Source organism: Enterobacter cloacae complex sp. P24RS (assembly GCF_014982165.1).
GTDB lineage: Bacteria > Pseudomonadota > Gammaproteobacteria > Enterobacterales > Enterobacteriaceae > Enterobacter > Enterobacter quasihormaechei.
The window spans coordinates 18,851-40,924 of the sequence record NZ_JADCKU010000010.1; the positions used below are offsets into that span (position 1 = coordinate 18,851).

Annotated in this window: 20 protein-coding genes; 2 read left to right on the forward strand and 18 right to left on the reverse strand. The window is 57.1% G+C overall.

What is annotated here, in order from left to right; genetic code table 11:
- Positions 1-2 precede the first annotated feature (2 nt).
- From tssE to INF58_RS12245, 18 genes are all read right to left on the reverse strand, one after another.
- Positions 3-566, reverse strand: a complete 564-nt coding sequence (tssE, locus tag INF58_RS12160; RefSeq protein ID WP_193527766.1) for a type VI secretion system baseplate subunit TssE — start codon at positions 564-566, stop codon at positions 3-5.
- Positions 559-1,371, reverse strand: a complete 813-nt coding sequence (locus tag INF58_RS12165) for a type VI secretion system accessory protein TagJ (RefSeq protein WP_193527767.1) — start codon at positions 1,369-1,371, stop codon at positions 559-561. Before INF58_RS12165 ends, tssE begins: the two co-directional genes overlap by 8 nt.
- Before the next feature lie 9 nt (positions 1,372-1,380).
- The gene (locus INF58_RS12170; protein ID WP_193527768.1) at positions 1,381-2,367 is read right to left on the reverse strand and encodes a hypothetical protein; all 987 of its coding nucleotides are present in this window, start codon (positions 2,365-2,367) and stop codon (positions 1,381-1,383) included.
- A gap of 16 nt (positions 2,368-2,383) precedes the next feature.
- Positions 2,384-3,181, reverse strand: coding sequence for a PP2C family serine/threonine-protein phosphatase (locus INF58_RS12175; protein ID WP_063449579.1), 798 nt, complete (start codon positions 3,179-3,181; stop codon positions 2,384-2,386).
- Positions 3,178-4,962 carry a type VI secretion system-associated FHA domain protein TagH gene (tagH, locus tag INF58_RS12180; protein ID WP_193527769.1) on the reverse strand — a complete coding sequence of 595 codons (1,785 nt, stop codon included), beginning with the start codon at positions 4,960-4,962 and terminating at the stop codon, positions 3,178-3,180. The genes INF58_RS12175 and tagH overlap by 4 nt, the downstream gene beginning before the upstream one ends.
- A gap of 87 nt (positions 4,963-5,049) precedes the next feature.
- A complete protein-coding gene (locus INF58_RS12185; protein ID WP_102750863.1) occupies positions 5,050-5,403 on the reverse strand; it encodes a T6SS amidase immunity protein Tai4 family protein in 354 nt (117 codons plus the stop codon).
- Positions 5,400-5,882, reverse strand: coding sequence for a type VI secretion system amidase effector protein Tae4 (locus INF58_RS12190; RefSeq protein WP_063868517.1), 483 nt, complete (start codon positions 5,880-5,882; stop codon positions 5,400-5,402). Before INF58_RS12190 ends, INF58_RS12185 begins: the two co-directional genes overlap by 4 nt.
- Positions 5,883-5,940: 58 nt before the next feature.
- Positions 5,941-6,423, reverse strand: coding sequence for a type VI secretion system tube protein Hcp (locus tag INF58_RS12195; protein ID WP_014884229.1), 483 nt, complete (start codon positions 6,421-6,423; stop codon positions 5,941-5,943).
- A gap of 678 nt (positions 6,424-7,101) precedes the next feature.
- Entirely contained in the window at positions 7,102-7,767 is a 666-nt protein-coding gene (locus INF58_RS12200; protein WP_227415085.1) for a hypothetical protein, read from the reverse strand.
- A gap of 99 nt (positions 7,768-7,866) precedes the next feature.
- Entirely contained in the window at positions 7,867-9,366 is a 1,500-nt protein-coding gene (gene tssC / locus INF58_RS12205; RefSeq protein WP_063868514.1) for a type VI secretion system contractile sheath large subunit, read from the reverse strand.
- 3 nt (positions 9,367-9,369) lie between these two features.
- Positions 9,370-9,894: a type VI secretion system contractile sheath small subunit gene (gene tssB / locus INF58_RS12210; protein ID WP_193527770.1), complete on the reverse strand. Its 525-nt coding sequence runs from the start codon at positions 9,892-9,894 to the stop codon at positions 9,370-9,372.
- A 75-nt stretch (positions 9,895-9,969) separates the two neighbouring features.
- Complete coding sequence (gene tssA, locus INF58_RS12215; protein ID WP_193527771.1) at positions 9,970-10,986, reverse strand: type VI secretion system protein TssA; 1,017 nt, start codon at positions 10,984-10,986, stop codon at positions 9,970-9,972.
- 11 nt (positions 10,987-10,997) lie between these two features.
- Positions 10,998-11,714, reverse strand: coding sequence for a type VI secretion system-associated protein TagF (gene tagF / locus INF58_RS12220; RefSeq protein WP_063868513.1), 717 nt, complete (start codon positions 11,712-11,714; stop codon positions 10,998-11,000).
- Between the two features lie 16 nt (positions 11,715-11,730).
- The gene (gene tssM, locus INF58_RS12225) at positions 11,731-15,351 is read right to left on the reverse strand and encodes a type VI secretion system membrane subunit TssM (RefSeq protein ID WP_193527772.1); all 3,621 of its coding nucleotides are present in this window, start codon (positions 15,349-15,351) and stop codon (positions 11,731-11,733) included.
- 2 nt (positions 15,352-15,353) lie between these two features.
- On the reverse strand, positions 15,354-16,592 hold the full coding sequence (locus tag INF58_RS12230) for a DotU family type VI secretion system protein (protein ID WP_063449587.1): 1,239 nt from the start codon (positions 16,590-16,592) through the stop codon (positions 15,354-15,356).
- A gap of 17 nt (positions 16,593-16,609) precedes the next feature.
- Complete coding sequence (gene tssK, locus INF58_RS12235; RefSeq protein WP_193527773.1) at positions 16,610-17,953, reverse strand: type VI secretion system baseplate subunit TssK; 1,344 nt, start codon at positions 17,951-17,953, stop codon at positions 16,610-16,612.
- Between the two features lie 28 nt (positions 17,954-17,981).
- Complete coding sequence (gene tssJ / locus INF58_RS12240) at positions 17,982-18,485, reverse strand: type VI secretion system lipoprotein TssJ (RefSeq protein ID WP_063868509.1); 504 nt, start codon at positions 18,483-18,485, stop codon at positions 17,982-17,984.
- Between the two features lie 23 nt (positions 18,486-18,508).
- Positions 18,509-19,003 (reverse strand): hypothetical protein, encoded by a 495-nt coding sequence (locus INF58_RS12245; protein ID WP_107535535.1) that lies wholly within the window; start codon positions 19,001-19,003, stop codon positions 18,509-18,511.
- A 797-nt stretch (positions 19,004-19,800) separates the two neighbouring features.
- Here INF58_RS12245 and INF58_RS12250 point away from each other — a divergent pair.
- On the forward strand, positions 19,801-20,781 hold the full coding sequence (locus INF58_RS12250) for a GlxA family transcriptional regulator (RefSeq protein ID WP_193527774.1): 981 nt from the start codon (positions 19,801-19,803) through the stop codon (positions 20,779-20,781).
- A gap of 78 nt (positions 20,782-20,859) precedes the next feature.
- A complete protein-coding gene (gap, locus tag INF58_RS12255; protein ID WP_131638183.1) occupies positions 20,860-21,870 on the forward strand; it encodes a type I glyceraldehyde-3-phosphate dehydrogenase in 1,011 nt (336 codons plus the stop codon).
- The last annotated feature ends 204 nt before the right edge of the window (positions 21,871-22,074 follow it).

The window sequence follows — 22,074 nt, forward strand, 5'->3', positions numbered from 1 at the left end:
AATTACCCCGCATCCTTCAGTTCAAAATGGCCATTTTCAAGGTCGACGTCGGTGCGAAAGAGAAACTCCAGCGGATACGGCACGCACCACAGGCGCCCTTTGATTTCGATAGACAGCACGTTGTGCAGATCTAACGACGAGGTATCGGATACGCAGCGAACCTGAAGCCCCTGCGGCAGGATCCGCGGTTCAAAGTTAATAATCGCTTCGGTGAGCTTACGCTGAATGTCGTGCCATTCGATATCGGACATTCTTTTCCCCGCCAGCGGCGCAACGCCAAAGTTGACGACGGAACGGCTCACCTGCGTCAGCCCGCTTAAGTCGCTGGAGGCATCGTAGTTGATGGTATTAAACAACCACTGTAAATCCCGCAGAACGTTGCGACGCAGCGCGGCGTGGGTGATCAGATTGCTGTTGGCGGACTCGCGTTTTTTTTCCGGATCGTTATCCGTCAGGCGATCCAGCAGCGAGGGCTGCATCTTGTCGCGTGCCCCCACTTTCTCCTGCCTGCTGCGGGCCTGCCAGCCGCTGCGCAGCAGATCGCCTTCGCCAGCGGGATTACTCATCCACACCATCCGCAGCAAACGTCACCAGGCTCAGGGTGAGCAGCGGGCTTTCGCTTTGCTCGCTCAGCCAGGCTTTCTGCCCCATGCCTTCATACAGGACACCGTCGTCGTCGAGCGGGAGCCACTCGGTAGTGCGCCCCAGCTTAACGCTATCGGAAGCGCCGTCAGCAAACGGATAACGCGCCGGGATCTGACAGACCTGCTCGCTGCCGTCCGTGAGGCGGACCAGCGCATGACGCCATACCAGATCGGTCACGCTGGCCGGAGCCTGAAACCGGATCGTGTCGATAGCGCAGAACGGCACCCAGAAATAGCGGCCATTGACCAGAGTTTCACACACTGGACCCAGACGGGCATCGCCGTCCATCAGCCATTCGAAGGGCTGGTTTTCTTCATTCTCCAGCGTGACCCGTCCACGGCTTGCCGGGGCCTGTTCGAGTGCCGCCAGACGCAGCGTTTGCGCATGCTCGCTGCTTTCCGTCAGCGCCTGGGCTAACGTCGTCAGCCACGGCCACTGCGCCTCGGGCATCGCCGGACGCGCCTCTCCTGCAAACACGCGGGCCCGCTGCTGTTCGCCCTGAATGGCCTGCTCCAGCAGCGTCACGGTCGGTTTTGCCTGCGGCTTCAGCGCCAGCCAGCTTTTCAGCTGGGTCAGGGCGCGCGCCCAGTTACCGCTGAGGATCAGAAACTGCACAAACGCGGCGCGCAGGTCGGCATCCGCCGGGCGGGCTTTAATATCGGCTTCCAGGCGAAGCAGCGCGTCGTTAATCGACTCACCCGCCAGGCGTTGATAAAGCGTATTCATGGCCACTCCTTAATTCGCCGCGCGCCAGGCGCCTATTGCCGGATCGCGCAGCTGCGGGCGCAGCGTGTCGATCAGAACAACGTTCAGCTCAGCGTCCGGTGCAACCCATGCGCTCCAGATCTTCTTGACCTCGGCGATACGCGCCTGAAGTCGGGCGTCGTCGCTGGCGATCTCGCGCGTGATTTCCACCGCCACCGTGCCGTTGCTCTTCCAGCCGTTCAGGGTGCTGTCGTACGGCAGGATCATCCAGCTCTGGTCGCTGTTCTGGGTGCTGAAGACCATGCGCTCTTTGTTGACGGAGGTGATCAGCGCGTTTTCAGGATCGACCGCGTTGTTCAGCCCCATCACCGGGAAGCCGTGAATGTAGGTGACCGGAATCGCTTTCTGCGTCCCGTTACGGTTTTGCGTCACCACCGTGTGGCCGCTGAGCCAGCTGCCGTTACCGCAGCGGGTGGTGTCGGAGTCAGGAATAAACAGCGCCGGCGCGGAGGAACCCCCCTCCCAGAAGGTGCGCAGGTGGCAGCCGTCCTGAAGGGTAAACTCCTGCCATGGGGTACGGTCTGCCGCTACGGTGTGCGTCTCCGGATTCTGGTCAGGCGGCAGCAGCGCGCCTGGGGTGGTGGTTGCTGCCACCGCCGTTTCCTGCTGCTTCACCACCAGCGCCCAGTCCTGCGCTTTAGCCGCCGTGCCACGGGCAAGCGTCGTCCCCTGCGGATCGTTCAGCGTCCAGTTGAGGGTATTCAGCTTGCTGCACTGGTGCTCCAGCAGCGAGCCAAGGCGCGGCACGAAGTTTTCCAGCACCGAAACCTCTTTCTTACCGTTCGCCACGATGCGCAGCGCCACGTCCGACTTACACCAGCTTTGCGGCGTATTATCTTTAATGTTGTCGATCCAGATATCCAGCTTCTGCGCAGGAGACTGCACGATGCGGAAGTTTTCAGCCTGTGCGGTGGTCGCCACCGTCAGAAGAGCCAAACCCGATAGCCAAAGTTTCATATCAATCCTTGTGTGTCTAATCAGTTCCGCAGGGAAGAAATTGTGCTGCGTCAGAGAGCGTATGCAGCAAAGTGGTGTCCTGAGGGTTGCCCATCCACACCGCCACGGCGGTGTAGTTATCCTGAGCATTGCCCTCCTGTTCGCCATTCTTTTGAATGATTTGGTTCATTAAGGTCAGCCACTCCTGTGGCGTATTGACCATGTGCAGCGACTGCTTCATCTGCTCTTCGCTGACGCCGTGCCAGAAACCGTCGGTGCAGAGTAAAAAAGCATCGCCGTCTTCAACCTGCACCACATCGCTGTAGCTCGCTTCCGGTCCGCCATTCTCAATACCCAGCGCCAGATACAGCAGGTTACTGTTGAGGTCATCGGTCTGATGTCCGGCATCCTTCATCTGCTGGACGAGGCTGTGATCGGTGGTGACGTGCCACAGCCAACCGCGACGAAACAGGTACAGGCGGCTGTCACCGGCGTGTGCCCAGTAGGCCAGACGGTAATCCCTGTCGATAAACAGGCTGACCAGCGTGGTGCCCATCCGGCGATAGTCCTGCACCGCCTGTTGTTCGCTGAGGATGGTGCGGTTCGCCGTTTGGACGTAGTCACGAATATGCTGCGCATTCAGGTGCTTGTCGCCATCAAAGCGGGAAATAATGCTGTTGCGGGCCAGCTCAGCGGCCACCTCGCCGCCCGGCAGGCCCGCAATGCCGTCGCAGACGACAAAGCAGGCTGAACGTTCCCCGATGGTTTCTCCCGTCTGATCCTGGTTGCTGGCGCGCGTCCCCTGGCGGGAGAGAGAAGCCGTTGCGATATTCATTTTTCTTCGGATCCGCTTTGTGAGTCTTTGTACTGATTGACCTCCATGTCATAGGCATGGAGGAAGGCTTCGCCAAACAGGGTATGGAAGTCATCCTCGATCTCGCCCGCCGTCTCGCCATAGCTGCGAACGAAATAATCCCACAGCGCGGCTTTACGGCTGCCCGGCAGCGCCAGGCGCGACGTCATCCCGTTCTGCTTCGCCTGCTCTTCCAGCTGTTCCGGGTTAAAGGATTGCAGCATAGCGGCGATAATGGCGCGGATACCGGAGATCATCCCCAGCTGGTGCGCCTGAAGATCGATCAGTGCATCACGCACCGATTTGGTCGGCGGCATAAAGCCCGGCATCGGCGTGCCGAACATCTGTATCAGGACCGTTTTACCGGTTGGCAGCAGCTTGAACGGGTTGTTGGCATCGTCGAGCACCATGGTCATATCGGCCTTCACCCCGCGCTTGAGGATGGAGCGCGAGGAGAGCAGCGCCACGGTCCCCTGCGAAAACATGCCCAGGATCTGGCCCAGCTGACGCATGTTTTCGCGGTCAAACTGCGGCACCGGCTGCATTTCGCTCAGGCCCATGCCATCCAGCAGCGCCTCCAGCAGTTCGCCCTGAAGCACCTCGCCCCGCTCGCCGGTCTGTGCAGCAGCAGCGGGGGATGCGGCGTTTTTAACCGGGTCGATGCGCAGGCGGCCCTTAGGCGCCTGGGCGTGACTGCGCGCCACGGCCTGCGGCGTTGGCATGGTGAAGCCGGCGTAATCGGGACGCGCGGGCTCTTCTTCTTCCGCGCGCGGCGCGTCCTGCGGTTCAGTCGGTTCCGGATCGAACAGCGGCGAACCGGCAAGCGCATCCTCTTCCGGTGCGGGCTGAGGTTCAGGCTTTGGCTCCGGCTTATCAGCCGCGATTTCATCCGGATGGGTTAACGGCGCGCCGCCCATCAGGCCGAGCGGGTCGTCGTGACGCGCGGCAGGCGCACTGGCCGTCCCGCCAAACAGGGCTAACGGATCGAGTTCATCCGCGGCCTCTTCCTTTGGCTGGGCAGGTTTGCTTTCGTCCGGCTGCACCAGTGTTGAAGGGGTGACATCGTCAAAGATGCTCTCCTGCTTGAACAACGCGTCATCGCTGAACAGCGAGTCCGGATCCACGTTCTTACGTTCCAGTGCCGGATCGGTGTCGTTGAACATCGCCAGCGGATCTTCGGCATTCCGCTCCGGAGCCGCGGGCTGGGAGAACGGGTCGTGGGACGCGGCGGGCTGTGGTTTCGCCCGGTTGCTGGAGATGCTGTCGGAGATGGAGAACTCCTGCATCAGGCTGTCCCAGATTTCCGACGGCACGGCCGTAGGTTCAGCTTTTCCGCGAGGCGCGGCGCTGGCCGGTTTTGGTTGCGGCGCCGCTGCCGGTGCGGGTGTTGCCGCTGGACGCGCCTGCTGCATGCTGGCCGCCATGCGGCTCACGGGCTGGGTATCGTGAATAAGTTCGCTGACTTCGATGCGATAATCATCAATACCGAGAATATCCCCATCCTGAAGCTCAACCTGACGCCCACGCTCCAGCGGAATATCATTCAATACCACGCGGGTGACGCTGCCACGGTTCGTGACGCGACATTCGCCGCTGGCGTCGACGTGAACGATAGCCTGCAAACGCGAGATAGTGCGATCGTTGTCCGGCAGCACCAGATTGTTATCCGTACCGCGCCCAATGGTGCCGCCCGGGGCATAAAAATCACAGCTGCTTTGCGGCGGCTGATGACCGGGTTTCGTAGAAATAATCGTGAATCGCATGGCGTATTCCTGCTGGTATGATTAGCGCTCAAACGCTGCCGCTCTCGGGGATGAGAACGGCGGGGTTTGGGCCCGCTTCTACTGCTTCTATTTTGCGGTTTTGAGCGGACGAATCGCGTCGCTGTTGGCGATTAAGCTGCACTTCAATACCTGATAATGACCCGACTGAGTACCGCCCACGCTCTCTTTCAGTAAAGTTGCAATCACCTTGTCAGCTTTTTCAAAATTTTCAGCAGGCAGGTCGCTTGCTTCCAGCCATGCGGCCGCGCTGGCCTCTGCATCATCTTTCAGACTTTTACTGTCCGCGATCTTACTGATGCACCGATTTTGCACCCAGTTTTCAAAAATTTGTTGCTGAGAAAAAGCGCTGACGGCAGGCAGCGTTTGGGCATAAACAACAGAGGCATTTAATGCCAATACGAGCAGCAGTAAACGTTTCATTTCAGGCTCCAGAAGGTGGCGTTGGTAGGAATAAATGAACCATTACCCGGCGAACCAAGGAAATGACAGTCATCAGAACAAATATTACCATTCCAGAGTGTTACATGACCTGTTGCGTCGCTCCAGCCATGCCCGGTAAAGATGATAATGCCTTGCTTACCTGCAAATTGCGCAGGCGTTGGGGAAGAGACCGACATATCTGCATTGCCCAATACCGTGGGTAGGAATGCAATCATATCTTTAACGCGGAACATATAGCGTTTTTTGTCGTTTCCGGTCACTGTCGCATATTTACTGTTAGAAGGAATCGGAATGCCACAGTAATTTAAAACGTAGCTCATACGAATTGGGCAGGCATTTTTAAAAATTCCGGCGTCGATATTATGCTGAACTTTTCCACCCAATAATTTGCCAACCTGTTCTACGTTTACGTTCACTTCTCTGAATCTGTTCCAGGCGGCACCAAAAGCAGGACGCATAAGTATTTTCCCTTTTAAATAGCCCAGGATAAAGTGAGCCCTTTCGGGCCCACTCCTGTTATGCTTCTTTGTTTTCTTTGATGTTCCAGCCAGCGCTGCTTTCAGCACCTTTACCACCGGCAGTGGTCTGCTCCCAGTACTGCTGTTTCACTTTCGCAGCCTGGAATGCATAGGTCACGCCAACGGTATCGCCGTTGTCTGCACCGGTGTACTGAACGGAAGTCACGAGAACGTCTTCCAGGGTGATGCGGGTGTATTCAACCTGCTGACCACCCGCTTTGCAGACGGACAGTTCAACTTTGGTCAGGTGCTTACCGCTTGCGCAGTGTTTCAGGATTGCTGTAGTGGATTTGTCGATCAGAGCGTTAACGTGCAGATCGTTAAAGTTAACCTTACCGGCACCACCGCCACCACCCACACTCATATTACCTGGCTGGGACGCGCCCCAGGAGAAGGAGGTAATGTCAGTCCAGCCGGTGTGGTTAGAATCTTTAGATTCGCCCGTAACACCCTCGACCTTCAGAAACATATCAATAGCCATAATATCTACTCTTCGTGGATGAACAATATTGCTTTCGAAAAAGCCCTTATATGGCAAACAGGAAAGCATGGGGCTGAATAAAACCGTCCATATTTTACCTCTGCCTCTAGTCTGTCGATATCGTACTCGCACAGACTGTTCAGAGTGGCTGCAATAACAACCACCCTAAATTATGGTTTGTCACTCATCACTGTGTCTCAACGCTAGACAATCATTGATTTCATCATCTAGAATAATTTCAATCACTTCCGGATTACATAAGGACACAAATGAAAAATCTTCTCTTAACAATACTTGCAATTGGATTATTCATTGTTGCAATTTTCACTACCGTGAATCTATTCCAGTCCGCATGGTATGTTTTCACGCTTGAGCAGATGACTACCCTGGCGGCTGGCTACCTATTTGGGAAATTACTTTTCCTGCTTATCGTTCTTCTGGTGATTTATTATCTACTGAAATCATTACGCAAATCAAAGTCGTGATTTTAATTTTTCAGCAAAGTAATAAATAGCGATAGATGCAGCCACAGAAAATATTAACAAAGCTGCATTTATCGTTACTTCAAAAGTACTCACACTCCAATCAAAGACGAAAACATAATAACCAAGCACCGTAAAGAAAAGCATGAAAGATAGTAGAAGCATGAGATATACCCCTATATATCTAATTGCTTTATCAAACACGAGGAACCCCCGTTAAAAACCGGTTAAAAATATCTTGATCGATAGCGCCATGACTTTGTTGATAGTTTATAGCTTCAATGAATGGTTTAACGTTATCTTCAACAAGGAAATATAACAAATCCAAATCTCCCGCACCACGTAACTCGTTGTAAACATCTTTATTTAATTTTAACAAATCATATGATGTATAAACTGAGCGAGAAATGGAAGCACCAACGCTTAACACTCCTGTAATTCCAGCAGAGACCAGAAAACGCGGTACAATTTTCGAAACAAACAATGCAATTAGCTCGTTTACAAAAATCATTTTAAAGGCAATACCACCGACTTGCGACCCACCTATTTTCAGGAGTAGCTCCTTAGATTGCTCTTCAGATAATCCAGACAGGTAGCGTTTTATAACTGTATTTATTAACCGACGGACATCCTCTGACGTGAGCCCTTTTTTGATAAGGGTCAGTAGTCTGATTTTGTCGGTTTGATTTCGCCACCGGTGATCTGAATCAAGGAAATCCTTCGTAAGCATCCATAAATCTTCTGGGATGGACATAAAACCATCGACCGTACTCCGGGCAAAGATTTCAGGACCGCTTTGTTTGCGCGTGTTGAATATTTTCAACATACCTTCGGCAATTTCTGTTGGCGAACTAGCTCCCAATTTCAGATCTCCCTGAGGTGAATAAATGTCGTTGATGAAATTTAAAGAAGTTGGTTTCGAAGAACTAGGTTACCGGCCCTTGCGGGCCGGCAATCGTCATTACGCATCTTTCGTCTTCAGCGACGGCAGTTTGGATACCAGACGCAGGGAAACGGTCAGACCTTCCAGCTGGTAATGCGGGCGCAGGAAGAACTTCGCGGCGTAGTAGCCCGGGTTGTCTTCGATTTCCTGCACCTGCACTTCCGCAGCCGCCAGCGGTTTACGGGACTTGGTCTCCTGAGAGGAGTTCGCCGGGTCGCCGTCAACGTAGTTCATTACCCAGTCGTTCAGCCAGCGCTCCATCTCTTCGCGCTCGCGGAAGGAGCCGATTTTGTCGCGCACGATGCACTTCAGGTAGTGGGCAAAGCGGCAGCAGGCAAACAGGTAAGGCAGACGGGAGGCCAGACGCGCGTTCGCGGTGGCGTCCGGATCGTGGTACTCGGCCGGTTTTTGCAGGGACTGCGCCCCGATGAAGGCGGCAAAGTCGGAGTTTTTACGATGCACCAGCGGCATAAAGCCGTTTTTCGCCAGCTCGGCTTCACGACGATCGCTGATGGCGATCTCGGTCGGACACTTCATGTCCACGCCGCCGTCATCGCTCGGGAAGGTATGGCACGGCAGGTTTTCCACCGCCCCGCCGGACTCCACGCCGCGAATCGAGGTACACCACCCGTACTCTTTAAAGGAGCGGTTGATGTTGGCCGCCATCGCATAGGCGGCGTTCGCCCACGAGTAGCTGTTGTGGTTCGCGCCGTCGGTCTGCTCTTCAAAATCGAAGCTGTCCACCGGGTTGGTGCGAATGCCGTACGGCAGACGCGACAGGAAGCGCGGCATCACCAGCCCCAGATAGCGGGCATCTTCGGATTCACGCAGGGAACGCCAGGCGGCGTACTCGGTGTTCTGGAAGATCTTGGTCAGATCGCGCGGGTTAGCCAGCTCCTGCCAGGATTCCATCTGCATCACGCCCGGCGCGGTGCCGGTGATGAACGGACAGTGGGCGGCAGAGCCGATGCGCGCCATCTCGCCCAGCAGCTCAACGTCCTGCGGGCTGTGGTCGAAGTAGTAGTCCCCGACGATGCAGCCAAACGGCTCGCCGCCAAACTGGCCGTACTCCTGCTCGTAGATTTTTTTGAAAATCGGGCTCTGGTCCCAGCCCACGCCCTTGTAGCGCTTCAGGGTGCGGCCCAGCTCCTGCTTGGAGATGCTCATAAAGCGGATCTTCAGCATCTCGTCGGTTTCGGTGTTGTTGACCAGGTAGCTCAGGCCGCGCCAGGCGCTTTCCAGCTTCTGGAACTCATCGTGGTGAATGATCTGGTTCACCTGCTGCGAGAGCTGCTCGTCGATACCGGCAATCAGGTTCTGAATGGTGCGGTAGGTGTCGTTAGAGAAGGTGACGGTATTTTCCAGCGCCTGCTGCGCCAGGGTTTTTACCGCGCTTTCGACGGCTGAGCGCGCCTGGTCGGTTTTCGGACGAAACTCTTTGTTCAGCAGCGCGCTGAACTCGTCCTGGCTGAACGCCTGGCCCGCCTGCTGATCGTGTTGTTGAGTCTGGTTGCTCATCGATTATTCCTCGCTACCTTTCGCACTTTCGTCATTTTTTGGCATCTGGCTCAGGGATTTGAGCAGCGTCGGATCCTGAAGGATTTTTGCAATCAGCTCTTCCGCGCCGTTTTTGCCGTCCATGTAGGTCAGCAGGTTAGAGAGCTGGGTGCGCGCCTCCAGCAGCTTGTTCAGCGGCTCAACTTTGCGGGCCACCGCGTCCGGCAGGAAGTCGTCCATGCTGTCGAAGGTCAGATCGACGTTGAGCTTACCTTCGCCGGTCAGGGTGTTATCTACCTGGAACGCCACGCGCGGCTTCAGCGCCTTCATGCGTTCGTCGAAGTTATCGATGTCGATTTCCAGGAATTTACGCTCGTCGACGGCTGGCAGGTTTTCCACCGGCTTGCCAACCAGATCGGCCATAACGCCCATCACAAACGGCAGCTGAATTTTGCGTTCTGCACCGTAGATCTCTACGTCGTACTCGATCTGCACGCGGGGAGCACGGTTGCGTGCGATGAATTTCTGTCCACTGTTACTCATTACCATGATGTTCTCCATCAAAGATGCGCGGTGAAGGTGAAACGGCAGACTCCATGCCTGTCGTCATAATGCCAGGACGCGTCATTCGCGGCGTCCAAAGATGTTTTCCAGTTGGTTAACGCCGTCCGGCGCCAGGTCGCGAATAATGTCCATAAAGTTGAGTTCAGACAGCCGCTGCACCCGTTCAATCATCAGCGGTGCGGGATGGCTTGGTTCGTACTGCGCAAAATACTGCTTCGCTTTTTCCAGCATCAGCTGCGCGTCGGCGCGGCTGGTCACCTGCACGCTGCGCCAGTCCGTCACCTGCTGGACGGGCTGGGCGGCCACCTGCTGTGGCTCGGCGTGCGGTTCAGCCTGCGCGTCACGGTTTGGCAGCAGCTTGCTGATATCGGTGACCTGACAGGCGCTGGAAACCAGCCCGACGGTTTTCAGCAGTTGTTCCATCTCCGGCACGCCGCTTTCACCGAGAAAGCCGGTAAGCAGTTCGCGGATAGCCAGCAGGCGCTCGTTGATCACGATAACCGCCGCGGTGCCGGGCTGGTCGCCGCGCGCCAGCTCGTCAATGAGCCTCGGGCGACCGCCGGGGTAGTCCGGGCATTCGGTTTTGCTGCCGTCGAGCAGCGCCTGCGCGTCACGCAGCGAAATTTCATCGCCATTTGAGCGCAGCAGCGAGGCGTTGCGCACCGCGACGGTCAGGTCGGATTTATCACTCAGCCCGGCGAGGGCGTTGATGCGGTAGAACGGATCGGTTTCCCCATACTCTTCCAGCAGCGGATAGAGCTGTTCCCAGTAGCGGGACAACGCTTCCTGCACCAGCAGCAGCCCGTCGGCGTAGCCTGCCAGCCCGCGGCGACGCGTCCAGGCATGGGTGAGCGCCAGCAGCACGCGAAGATCTTTGGTGCGGGTCAGCAGGCCGGTGGCGAGCTTTTCAACGGTGTTCCAGTCTGCGGGCTCTGCCGGGATGATGGTGTCGCCAAACTGCTGCTCGGCTTTGCCCTGGCTTGCCTGGTTCATCGCCTGGAAATCGGCGTCGTACTCCAGGTTTTCACCGCAGGGGTTGTCGGGGCTTATCGGCGCGAGAAATTCATCGATATTCATAAGGTCCCTGCTTATTCAAACATAGGCGGGTAAAGCCCGTGACGGCCCGGTCGGGCGCCGCCTGCCGGATCGAACAGCAACGTAAAGAGCTGCCCGGTAAAGTTTCCGCTGTGCACGTGGGTGTAGAGCGGGTAGCCGTCGCAGCGGTTCGTCCACCAGTAGCTAGTCTGGCGCAGCGGATCGAAACACTCCGCCGCCTGCGGCCAGCCCAGGGTGTTCTGACCATCGTCGTCATAGCCAATCACGTCGAGAATGTCGGAACGCTTTTGCGGTTCTACCGGCTGTGGCGCCGGGATGGTCATCAGCATGTCGTCCAGCTGGGAAGCAGAATAGCTGTTACGCACCGCGTGCAGCCCGAGACGGCCCAGCTGCTGGTACCAGCTTTCGGCCTGCCCGAGCAGGCGGGACGACCACTCAGCCGGGGTAAAGCTTAGCTGAATACAGACCGGATAGTGGCGGCCCACGCTGTCACGGCCCGGCAGCAAGCAGCCCATCTGAATCATCTGGCTGCCGAGCATCGGCGGGACGACAAAATTCCACACCGGGGCTTTAGAAAACGGGCGCTCGCCGCTGCGCTGCTCTTCCTGCTGCCAGGCCAGCAGGCCGACCTGGAACCAGTGCGACCACTGGCGTTGCAGGGTATCCGGAAAGCGACGCTGCAAAAAATCTCCGGCGCTGGGTAATTTGCCATACCAGCTGTAGCGGTTCATCGCAGGGGTATTCGTCATACGGCTGTCCTTGCGGTTATGGGCATGAGAAACGGGGAAGCTGGAACGGGTTGCGGATGCTGTTCGGCGCAAACTCCAGCGTGACCTGATGTCCGTCGACGTTGAAGGTGGCCTGACGGCTCAGGCTACCCGCGCCAGGGCTGGTGCGCGCCTTGTCGAAAAAGCGGTTGAGCGCCCATGAACCGTTGGTCACCAGCGTTGCGGTGCTGCCGTTTGCCAGACCGAGCTGCATACGCACCTGGTTCGTCCCGCCCGGCCCCGGCCAGTTCATGATTTGCACCGCCTGCGGACCGTGGCTGTAGCGCAGCAGCTGACCATCCACGTCCAGCGTGAGGTTCAGAATAGTGTTATCCATCCGCACGGTGCGCACCGTGACCTTAAAGGATGGCGTGGTCGCGCCGTTGGCAAAGAAGGCGTCGCGGATGGACTGCGCCTGCTGGAACGGACGCAGCAGCCCTTCGCTGCCCGGCAGCGTTTTGCCGTCGATACCCGGCATAAAACGCCAGTTCGCCTGGGTGGTGTCCACCTTGTTGGTCAGGTTGTCGCGAAAGAAGGTGTCCATCAGCCCGGTGCCCGGCGCGAACATGCGGGCAAGATCGTCCGGCGTCACTTCGGTGCTGGCGCTACGCACCAGCGGGTAACGCCCGGCAATCGCCTGACGGCAGAACCCGCCCACTTCCACGTTGATGCGCTTACGCACGTTTTCCAGATCGCGACGCTGGGTATCGCTGCTGGCGCCCACGGCCATATTACTGAACATGGTTTGCAGCCCGCCCGGCAGACGGCCCGCACTGGCTTGCAGGCGGCTGATGGCATCGCCGCCCGGCGCGGGCATACCGCTGTTTGCTGCATCCTGAACGGCAGTCAGGTAGCGATAAAGCTCGTCAACCTGCTTGAGAAAATCATCAAAGACGATGGTTTTGCCGCCCTTCTCCAGCGGCTGCGCCAGCTCAATCATCGGCGCATAGTGTTCGGTCACCAGCTGCTCGGGTGCCTGCGTTACGACCGCGCCCTGCGTTGGAGCGTTGTCACCGTTGCTGAACAACGCTTCCAGCGTACGGGTGGTGCGGTTGCTTTGCTCTTCCGCTTTCTGCGCATCCTCCGGCGCAGGCGCAGTGCGCGACAGCGTCAGCACCTTGCTCAGGTTGAGCACCAGGCGGCGCAGCGGCGAGTTGGTGCCTGAAAGCAGGCGTGCGGTGTTGATGCGCTGGGAAAGATCGGCGCTGTTGTTGAGCTGTATGTCCGCGAGAAAGCGATCCCAGTTGACGATGAAGTCGCGCATGTAGAGCTGACGCACGGCGTTGTCGATCTGCTGTTTATCTTCCTGAGCGGTGGTCGCCCCCAGAACCCAGGCATCATCTTCGTGCAGGGCGGTGGTCACGCTGTCGATCTGGTCGTTAAAACTCTTCCAGTAGCCGTCCGGCGTATAGAGCCCCGGCACGCCCTCACTCACCGGCTTGCCGCTTTTACGGGAAAACACCAGCTCGCTCTGCGGGCCGCCGAGATCTGAAAGCGAAACCGGCTTCAGGTTTTCATCATGCTCCAGCAGACGCTTCAGGCGTCCGTACACGCGGGTGGAGAGCGGCTGCTGGTTGATAAGCGCCCTCTCGCGGGCCACCAGATCCTCATCCTGGGCATACGGTGACGCCTGAATTTTCGGTTCCAGCAGCTGCGTCAGGTGCCACTCCAGCTCCTGAAGCTCCGCCTGCGTCACGTTCTGCGGCAGGTTACGTTGCAGGTTGAGCATCACCCACGAGTGCAGGAATTTGCCGTCGTAATGCTTCGGCTGGTAGAGCATCTGATAGGCCTTCAGCGCCTCATAGCTGTACTCCACGTCGCTGCCGTTGTCGTTGCGCAGCCAGGTGGTTATGTGCATCGCCACGGCGGGCAGCAGCATCTGATCCAGCGCTTTCTGATACAGCGATTGCGAGGCATCGCTGACGTCATCGCCGCGATAAAGCCCCATACGGCGTGAAACCGGCGGATCGTTAACGTCAAAGGCCTCGCTTTTCGGCAGATCCACCAGGCTGTTAAGCAGCGGCAGAAGCGCAAACAGATCGCGCTGAGGCTGGTTTTGCAGCGCCTTGCTCTGCTGCTCCAGCCCCGGAACTTTTGCATCCACCTCTTCCAGATAGGCTTTATTTTTGGCGTAGCTGGTCAGCCACAGGCCGCCCAGGATCACCAGCAGGGCCAGCAGCGCCGCATAGCCGGACCACATCACGGCGCGGTTGCGCAGTTCCCACCAGCGGTTTTCGCCGGCGATGCCCGCCTCCTGGAAAATGACGTTTTGCAGCAGGTTCTTAATGAAGAAACTCTGACCTTTCGCCCCCGGGATCGGCGCTTCTTTACTCACCGAGTCCCAGCGGTCGCTTTCGCCCCCTTCCGGCAGCGAGAGCGCGCGGTTCAGCTCGCCCATCACGCGGTCAAACGGCATGCCTTCCTGGGTGCCGCTGGCTAAGTAGATGCCGCGCGGAGAAAATTCGGTTTCGAAATTTGAGCGGGCAAAGACCGTGCTCAGGTAGTCCGCCAGCAGCGGGCGCAGCGCGGCGAACTCCTGCGGGAAGAGATAAGCTTCCGCCCGGGCTTTTGCATCGTGCTCTTTCAGCATGGTTTCCGGCAGGCCGGCATCCAGACGCTGTTGCAGCAGGGAAAACTCCTGCTGGAAGTTGCCCATCAGGTCGTAATCGGCGTGTTTAGTCTGCTCCCACGGCAGGGTAAAGCCCCAAATTTGGTCGCGCTGGGCTTTGTCGTAATCCGCAAACCAGGCGCGGAAGCCTTTAAGCAGGTCCGCCTTGGTGACCATCACGTACACCGGGAAGCGAATGCCCAGCTGTTCGTGCAGCTCGGAGAGACGCTGGCGCAGGTTCACCGCCTGCTGGCGGGAGGCCTCCGCGGACTGCGAAAGCAGGTCGGAAATGCTGATGGTGATAATCACGCCATTGATGGGCTGACGGCGGCGGTATTTACGCAGCAGGTTGATAAATTCCAGCCACTCGCCGGCGTCCTGAACCTGCTCGCTCTCCTGAGTGGTGTAGCGCCCCGCGGTATCCAGCAGCACCGCCTCATTGGTGAACCACCAGTCGCAGTTGCGCGTGCCGCCAATGCCGCGCAGCGCGGTTTTACCGAAGCGGTCCGCCAGCGGGAATTGCAGCCCGGAGTTGGCCAGCGCGGTGGTTTTACCGGAACCCGGTGCGCCAATAATGACGTACCACGGCAGTTGATAGAGGTACTGGGTGCTGAAGCGCTGCGTCCACTGCGCGCCGTGCCCCGCTTTGCTGAAGTGGGCTTTTTTCAGCATCTGGGCGGCTTCGTCGAAACGCCCGGCAAGGATCTGCTCCTCGCTGTTCAGACGTTTCTGCGGATCGGCCGCTTCCGGGCTGGTGGTGTTTTCGTTGAGCTTGTCCATCAGCTTGCGGTTCAGCCAGGCGTTATACAGCCGGGGCAGAATGTGGCTCTGGGCCCAAATCAGGTAGACCACCGCAATGCTGATGACGCGGTTCTGCTCGGATTCAAGAGGCCGGGTATCCACGATGGACAACAGCGGGCCAATCATCCAGATCACCGCCGCGAGCGCCGTTACGCCCAGGAAGCTCCACAGAATGCGATTGGTCAGTATAGAAAGTAGAGTAGTCAGCATCCTTAGTTTCCTTGCGGCAATCCGTTCAGCTCGGCCTGGGTATTGTCAGGCGACACCAGCAGCGTAATTTCCACGCGGCGGTTACGGGCGCGATTCTCAGGCGTCGTGTTAGGCGCTACCGGGTTGATCTCGCCCCGCCCTTCGGCTTTGACGCGCTCAGGCTGGGACAGGCTGCCCTGTAGCTGTTTTTGCACCGAGCGGGCGCGCTCAAGCGAGAGTTCATAGTTGGAGGCGAAGCGGGCGCTGCGGATTGGCACGTTGTCGCTGTACCCCACCACCAGAATTTTGCCGCTGACGTTATTCATCGCCTGGGCGATGCGGTCGATGACCGGCTCATAGCGATCGCGCACCACGGTTGAGGCCGAGGCAAACAGTCCGTCCCCTTTCAGGATCACCACGCTGCGATCCGCCTCATCCTTCACGGCCACCAGACCGGCCTCAATTTCCGGTTTCAGGAAACCGCGCAGGTTCAGCACCGCCGGCAGCTGACGCGCAGGCTGCTGGATAGTGGTTTCCGGCAGCTGGGACTGGTAAATCTTCGCCAGCACCGGGCTGGTGTTATCGCCCAGGCGCCAGTTGAGGACGATATAGAACAGGCAGGCGATAAAGCCCACCAGCGCCACGCACGCCCAGAGAGGAATCATTGGCCGCCAGAGCTTGCGCAGCACGGGGCGATCTTCCGGATGCGGGGAGAGTGGCGGCGGGTAGCTGCCGCGCACGCCGCGGATCATTTGCCACAGACGCTGTTTGATGGTTTCCAGCTGGGTGCGGCCATTGTCCAGCACGCGGTAGCGCCCTTCAAAGCCGAGCAGCAGACAGTAGTTGATCATCTCCAGCAGCAGAATGTGTTCACGCGGATTCTGAGACAGACGCGCCAGCAGCTGGAAAAACTTCTCGCCGCCCCAGGTTTCGTTATGAAACGTCACCAGCAGGCCGTTGCTTGACCAGACGCCGCTGCTTCCCCAGGGGGTCAGGGCGGCGGCTTCGTCCAGCGCCGTGCAGAGGCAGTAGCGCGCGCCGACAATCACTTCATACGGTAAGCCCGCCTGCTGGCACCGCACTTCGAATCGGCGAATTTCGTCGATCAGGCGCTGGCGCAGCCCGACCTGATCGTCGTGGGAAACCGAATGACGGATTTGCGGAATCGCATTGAGCAGCGGATTGGCGGCCGCCACCAGCTGATTATTCCCACTGGCTCCGGTAAACACGGCATCGCTGCCGGTATCCTGTCGTTCCTGCATATTAAGCGCTCGCTTTATTATTCTGTCGGGCTACGGATGGCCCAGAACTCCATATCGAGACCCGGGAATTCTCCTGCGAGATGCAGCGCGAATGCCCCGGACTTGTCCATCTCGTGCCACAGCTCGCTGCCCCTCTCGAGCTCGAAATAGCTGTAGCCCGCATGCCACGGGATCTGCGGCGGTGCGACGGGCATGGCCCGCAGCATGATGCCCGGCAGCTGAAGCTGAACCAGATCGCGAATTTTTGAGACTGGCGCAACCTTCATCTGGGCAGGGAAATGGGTTTGCAGGTGTTCGCCCGGGACGTTGGCTTTTACCGCCAGCACGAAGCAAAACTCGCGAACCATGCTGGTCTCCGGCACGGTGGCGATGTTCAGTCCGTGAGAGCGTTCGTGCAGCGGAAGCTGAATGGCATGATCTTCCATGACCAGCGACAGCCCCTGACGCAGCATCAGCATCAGTTTGCTGAAGCAAGCGGCGAGATCGTCATGGTCGTATACCGGCAGAATGCTCTCTGCGGTACGCTGCGGCGTCCAGGTGGCGAGTTCCGTGGCAAACGGCAGCCAGCTGTGCCAGAGCGCTTCCGGGTGAAGCAGCGGCAGCGTTTTTAAATGCGAGACGTCGCCCAGGTGGCGGTTGATCAGCGAGAGAAGCGTGAACTCGACCATCTCGGACGTATTGAAACGCCCCGGCTGGCGCAGACGGCCACCAATCTGCTGGCTACGCTGCACCAGCAAGCCGTGCAGATCGTTGATCATGCCGTACAGCTGCGGACTGTTATTGGCATTCAGCATGGGCGGGATGTAGCTGTTATCCAGCCGCACGTGGTTGTCGTTGCGCTTTTCGGTGACGAACGCCACGCCGATGGCGGTCCACTCTGCCGTCAGATCTTTCTCCAGCATCAGGGTCAGTCGCAGGCGGCCAAACTGGACCGTGGCCTCCCCGACCGACATGGCGTTATCGTCTTCCACCTCTTGCTCAAAGGTAATAAAACGCGCCAGAGAAGCGTGCTCTTCGCTGAAAATCACCTCTTCACGGCCACCGCGACGAACCGGCAGCGCAAGCACCACTTTTTCATTGGTGAGGTTATCGGGGATTTTTAGCGGGGCCGGACCGTTGCGATCGCTGCGAACCTGGAAAAACGTGCCGTCAGGCAGCAAACCGCTACAGTAGCTCAGGGCAATGCAGCCCTGGCGAAGCATCGCTTCGTCCAGCTCAAGGTCGAGAAAGCCCCAGAGGTACGATCGCTGCAATGCTCCCCATTCACGAACGTGGTTGAGGAGGTAACGTTCTGTCCGCTGAAAATGGTGGGGACGCAGGAACATGCCCTCTGTCCAGACGACCTTTTCTGCTTTCGTCATGATGATCTCTTTCCTGTTATGAAGGGCGTTACTGGCTGATGACCCGGATACCGTTTACGTCAAGGAAGACGCTGGCCTGGAGTTCATCTGCGGACCATTTCCAGAACTGGTAAATCGCGTTTTCGCCGGGAACAGGCAAAGGGAGTGAGACACGCCATTTTTTGCCGTCCAGCGCCTGGTATTCCGCCATCACGCCGATATAGCGCGCGTCCGGCGAGCTTTGACCGCTCAGGGTTTTCGAAAGCTGGCCCGGCATCAGGAAGAACACATCGCTGTTCAGCAGATTCGCGCCAAGCGTGGCTGACGCGTTGTTCTGTAAGGAGTAGAAGTCGCTGGACATGAAATCCGCATCGGATTTCAGCAGCATCACTCTGACCTTAAGCGGCGCAGAATCATTGATTTGAGGATGAGCCTGAAACTGTAGATTGTAGCGGGAGGGGTCGCTGTGTGAAGACGACGTACAACCACCGATCAGCGCGAAAATCAACGCAAAAAATGGGAACCACATCCGATGAAAATTTTTATTATTCATAAAAATATGCTCGTGAAACCCGTTTAGTTCAGGATCCAGGTACCGTTCGCGCTGTCTTTGCAGGCTTTGCTGTTGCCATCGACATCGACGCAGGTGGTTTTCTTGCGCGCTTTAGGGCGCTGCGCCTGTTTACGCACGGTGGCTTCGTACTGGTCAGCCTTGATCACGGCACGCATCGGCACGTAACCAATCAGCTGTTCACTCCCTTCATCGGCCAGCGCCATCCAGAAATGTTCAACCTGCCCCAGCACAACGTAAGTTTTGCCGGTCTCAAGCGTGCGAATTACCTTTCCGCCGTAGTCAGGGCGGCTCATCAGGGATGCCGGGTACATGGCACGATACGGTTCATTCACCTGAGTGAACTCCGCTGGCGGGGTAACAGCGTGACGGTGGGTCAGCGTGACGCCATTAACCTGGCTCGTCACGATCGTATCATCGGTGATCGCTGGTTTCTGCGGCGCCTTACAGCCCGCCACCGCCATAACAAACAGAAGTGATAACAATACGCGCAGTTTCATATGCTTTTCCGTAGCGATATTTAGAGGATGAAGAGAGGGGATAAAATTTGACTTAGGTGCTATTGTTAAAATAATCAGGATATTTTCAGCATGTAACTATTTTAGGGCATAGCTACCGCACGAGCCCTACAGAAATAGGCCCAGCGTGTTCCTGACATATTTTGACAAACGGTAGACAAGTTTACATGAGCTTGCCATCAATTCAATATTTCCCGTCTGCTTAATGGCGTATAACGATCCGCCCAATGCATTATAGGATTAATCTCATTAAAAATGCGCACTTAGCTTAAATCTGCTTTTTCTTAGGCAGGGAATGCGTATATCTTGTTGAAAATTAATAATTAAATATCCAAAAGAGAACCACTATCATTAACGTAAGCCACCTATTATCGCCACTACCATAATTAGTAGAATTTCATTTTTTCTGTGCGCTGTGGGATATATTTAGGATATTTACATTGTTGCATTTCAAAGATAAGTTTTATTCTTAACGAGTGCCCGCATTAACCAAGGCAGAGGGAAATAACGCCAGTATATTAATTTCGCGTGCCGAAATAACTTTTGAGAATTTAGCCTTCGGGGTTATTTTTTGTACCTTAATAATTAAGTCCGGCTACATCTTTTTGTTCTTTTAATGTTCAGCAGGAAGCATTTTACCCCACAACAAGGGGTATTGACGGTAAACCTGTCGCTAAAAGTTTTACCATTGCTACATATTTTTTTACTTCCTGCCAACATCTTCCTGGCCATTCATCCCGCAGCTTGACTTATTTTGTGATAAAGGTACTTTTCAGGACATGAAGAAGATCCTGATTATCGTTCCTGACGGTGGCATGCTGTTTGAAGCCGCCGGTATCGCCGACATTCTGATGCAGGCCAACCGGCTGCACCCGGACGGCCTTGCGCAGCCTCGCTACCGCATCATTATTGCCACCACCCAGCCTCATCTGGTGATCCACGGTCAGTCCGGTTTAAACCTGCTGGCGGACTATCGCCTGCCGGAGCTGGATCCGCGCGAGCCGCTGGACACTATCATCATTACCGGGCGCGGCATAAATGAGCAGGAGAGCACCGCCGTGGTGGACTGGCTGCACCTTGCCGCGCCGCATGCGCGACGCGTTGCCTCTGTTTGCGGCGGAGCGCTGCTGCTGGCACAGGCCGGACTGCTTGATGGGCGCCGGGCAACGACCCACTGGCGGCTGCTGGAGACGCTGAAAACGCTCTATCCTGCGGTCAACGTTGAGGGTGGCCCGCTCTATGTTCAGGATGGTCCCGTCTGGACGTCCGGCGGCGTCAGCTCCGGGTTTGATTTGACGCTGGCGCTGGTAGAAGACGATTATGGCTTCACCCTCGCCCGCAACGTAGCGCAGGATATGGTGATGTACCTGCGTCGGCCCGGCGGCCAGCTACAGTTCAGCCGCTATAATCTGGAGCAGTCCGGCGCGACCGGACCCGTAAGCGAGCTGCAAATCTGGATCCTGCAAAACCTTACCGCAGATTTGTGCGTCGAAAAGCTGGCTGAAAGTGTCGCGATGAGTCCGCGCAATTTTACCCGCGTGTTCACGCGTGACGTCGGTGTACCGCCGGCGCGTTATGTCACTGAAGCGCGCCTGGCCGCCGCCCGCCAGCTTCTGGAGCAGACCCAGCATCCGCTGGAGGTCATTGCCGAAAAAAGCGGGTTTGGTTCCAGCATTAACCTGCGTCGGGTGTTTGAAAAGCAGCTTCATCTCACGCCGGGCGAATACCGCCAGCGCTTCCACTGCCGCAAAATGGCGTAATCTGATCCTTTTTTGTCATTTACGCCATCCGACCTGACGCCTACAGTCACTTCAGACAACACAGATAAGGAGTGCATCATGGTTAAGGTCGGTATTAACGGTTTCGGCCGTATCGGACGTAATGTTCTGCGCGCGGCGCTGGGCAACCCGGATCTCCAGATTGTGGCCATAAACGATCTGACGGACAGCAAAACCCTCGCCCATCTGCTGAAATATGACTCTCTGCTCGGCACGCTGCCGGTGCCTGTTGAAGCGGCGGACGGCGCGCTACAGGTTGACGGGCAACGCATCACCGTATTCAGTGAACGCGACCCGGCAAATATTCCGTGGAAAGACGCCGGCGTTGAGGTGGTAATAGAAGCGACCGGGTTCTTTACCGAACGTGAAAAAGCGGCGGTGCATATCACGAGCGGCGGCGCAAAACGCGTCATTATTTCCGCGCCGGCTAAAAATGACGATCTCACGGTGGTGATGGGCGTGAACCACACGCTGTACGATCCGGCTCAGCATTTCGTGGTCAGTAACGGGAGCTGCACCACTAACGGGCTGGCACCGGCGGCGCAGGTGCTGCACCAGCAGTTCGGCATTGAGCACGGGCTGATGAACACCACCCATGCGTACACCAACAGCCAGGCGCTGCATGACCAGCCGGAAAAAGATCTGCGCGGCGCGCGCGCGGCAGCATTATCGATTGTGCCCTACTCCAGCGGCGCGGCAAAAGCGCTCGGGAAAGTGATCCCCGAGCTGGACGGCAAGCTTACCGGGTATTCCCTGCGCGTGCCGGTTCCGGTGGTGTCGATTGTCGATCTGACGGTAACGCTGAGCCGCAATGTGACCGCCGAAGAGGTGAATGACGCCTTCCGTCAGGCTGCCGCCAGCGGGCCGCTGAAAGGCATTCTGGGCTACAGCGATGAACCGCTGGTCTCCAGTGATTATCAGGGCGACCCGCGCTCATCCATTATCGACGGACTATCAACGCTGGTGATTGGCGGGAATATGGTGAAGATCCTGTCGTGGTACGACAACGAATGGGGCTTCTCGAACCGTCTGGTGGATCTGGCGGTGCTGATGGATAAGAAAGGGTTGTAAGGCTTAAGCCGGGTGGCCTGAAGCTTACCCGGCTTGTCAGTCACCGTTTCATTTCGTTAATGCTCAAAGCCTCAGGAATCGATCTGATCCCGGTGCGGTGAAAGCGCGCCCGAATTGTCTGGTTATGCGAAAAATGGGATATTCAACACGCTAAGTTAACGATATTCGTCTAAGGTTTTCAGGTAATTGACAACAGCGGTCACG

Bases quoted from the DNA above. Each gene is read 5' to 3' on its own strand.
- tssE (WP_193527766.1), bottom strand. From the start codon at position 566: ATGAGTAATCCCGCTGGCGAAGGCGATCTGCTGCGCAGCGGCTGGCAG.
- INF58_RS12165 (WP_193527767.1), bottom strand. From the start codon at position 1,371: ATGAATACGCTTTATCAACGCCTGGCGGGTGAGTCGATTAACGACGCG.
- INF58_RS12170 (WP_193527768.1), bottom strand. From the start codon at position 2,367: ATGAAACTTTGGCTATCGGGTTTGGCTCTTCTGACGGTGGCGACCACC.
- INF58_RS12175 (WP_063449579.1), bottom strand. From the start codon at position 3,181: ATGAATATCGCAACGGCTTCTCTCTCCCGCCAGGGGACGCGCGCCAGC.
- tagH (WP_193527769.1), bottom strand. From the start codon at position 4,962: ATGCGATTCACGATTATTTCTACGAAACCCGGTCATCAGCCGCCGCAA.
- INF58_RS12185 (WP_102750863.1), bottom strand. From the start codon at position 5,403: ATGAAACGTTTACTGCTGCTCGTATTGGCATTAAATGCCTCTGTTGTT.
- INF58_RS12190 (WP_063868517.1), bottom strand. From the start codon at position 5,882: ATGCGTCCTGCTTTTGGTGCCGCCTGGAACAGATTCAGAGAAGTGAAC.
- INF58_RS12195 (WP_014884229.1), bottom strand. From the start codon at position 6,423: ATGGCTATTGATATGTTTCTGAAGGTCGAGGGTGTTACGGGCGAATCT.
- tssC (WP_063868514.1), bottom strand. From the start codon at position 9,366: ATGAGCAACCAGACTCAACAACACGATCAGCAGGCGGGCCAGGCGTTC.
- tssB (WP_193527770.1), bottom strand. From the start codon at position 9,894: ATGGTAATGAGTAACAGTGGACAGAAATTCATCGCACGCAACCGTGCT.
- tssA (WP_193527771.1), bottom strand. From the start codon at position 10,986: ATGAATATCGATGAATTTCTCGCGCCGATAAGCCCCGACAACCCCTGC.
- tagF (WP_063868513.1), bottom strand. From the start codon at position 11,714: ATGACGAATACCCCTGCGATGAACCGCTACAGCTGGTATGGCAAATTA.
- tssM (WP_193527772.1), bottom strand. From the start codon at position 15,351: ATGCTGACTACTCTACTTTCTATACTGACCAATCGCATTCTGTGGAGC.
- INF58_RS12230 (WP_063449587.1), bottom strand. From the start codon at position 16,592: ATGCAGGAACGACAGGATACCGGCAGCGATGCCGTGTTTACCGGAGCC.
- tssK (WP_193527773.1), bottom strand. From the start codon at position 17,953: ATGACGAAAGCAGAAAAGGTCGTCTGGACAGAGGGCATGTTCCTGCGT.
- tssJ (WP_063868509.1), bottom strand. From the start codon at position 18,485: ATGAATAATAAAAATTTTCATCGGATGTGGTTCCCATTTTTTGCGTTG.
- INF58_RS12245 (WP_107535535.1), bottom strand. From the start codon at position 19,003: ATGAAACTGCGCGTATTGTTATCACTTCTGTTTGTTATGGCGGTGGCG.
- INF58_RS12250 (WP_193527774.1), top strand. From the start codon at position 19,801: ATGAAGAAGATCCTGATTATCGTTCCTGACGGTGGCATGCTGTTTGAA.
- gap (WP_131638183.1), top strand. From the start codon at position 20,860: ATGGTTAAGGTCGGTATTAACGGTTTCGGCCGTATCGGACGTAATGTT.